This window comes from Spirosoma sordidisoli, from assembly GCF_004138325.1.
GTDB lineage: Bacteria > Bacteroidota > Bacteroidia > Cytophagales > Spirosomataceae > Spirosoma > Spirosoma sordidisoli.
In genome coordinates, this window is sequence record NZ_SBLB01000026.1 from 1 (window position 1) to 594 (window position 594).

Annotated in this window: 2 tRNA genes and 2 rRNA genes; all 4 read left to right on the forward strand. The window is 53.4% G+C overall.

From position 1 onward, the window contains the following. Positions 1-119 (forward strand): 16S ribosomal RNA (locus EQG79_RS30845); the annotation flags it as partial. Positions 120-164: 45 nt separating this feature from the next. Beyond that, a tRNA-Ile gene (locus EQG79_RS30850) sits at positions 165-238 on the forward strand. Positions 239-289: 51 nt separating this feature from the next. Continuing rightward, positions 290-363, forward strand: a tRNA-Ala gene (locus tag EQG79_RS30855). A gap of 120 nt (positions 364-483) precedes the next feature. Then, positions 484-594 (forward strand): 23S ribosomal RNA (locus EQG79_RS30860); the annotation flags it as partial.

A 594-nucleotide genomic window follows, 5' to 3' on the forward strand; every position in this document is an offset into this window, starting at 1 on the left:
CATGGGAGTTGGGGGGACCTGAAGTTCGGGGTTACAACCGGACAAGGGTAAACTCGGCGACTGGGGCTAAGTCGTAACAAGGTAGCCGTACCGGAAGGTGCGGCTGGAACACCTCCTTTCTGGAGCCACTTGGTCTAACCATTGATATCAATACGCAAAGCACTGGGCTTGTAGCTCAGGTGGTTAGAGCGCTACACTGATAATGTAGAGGTCCGTGGTTCGAGTCCACGCAGGCCCACCGTCAGTTCGGCAGTTGCTGATTAACAACTGAAAACTGATTAACATACCTGGGGGATTAGCTCAGCTGGCTAGAGCACCTGCTTTGCAAGCAGGGGGTCAACGGTTCGAATCCGTTATTCTCCACATGAACCAAACGTGGTTCATACGTTCTTTGACTTACAGGAAGAAAGAGAGTAGTCTGCAACGCGTATAGCGCTGTTGTATGGACATCAGGCATTGATAATTGAACAGGCGAATGCGGTAGCATACGCAGCAAAGGGCGTCTGGGGGATGCCTAAGGCTTCTGACGGCGATGAAGGACGTGGCAAGCGACGAAACACGGTGGGGACCCGCTGGCAGGGGCTGATCCACTGG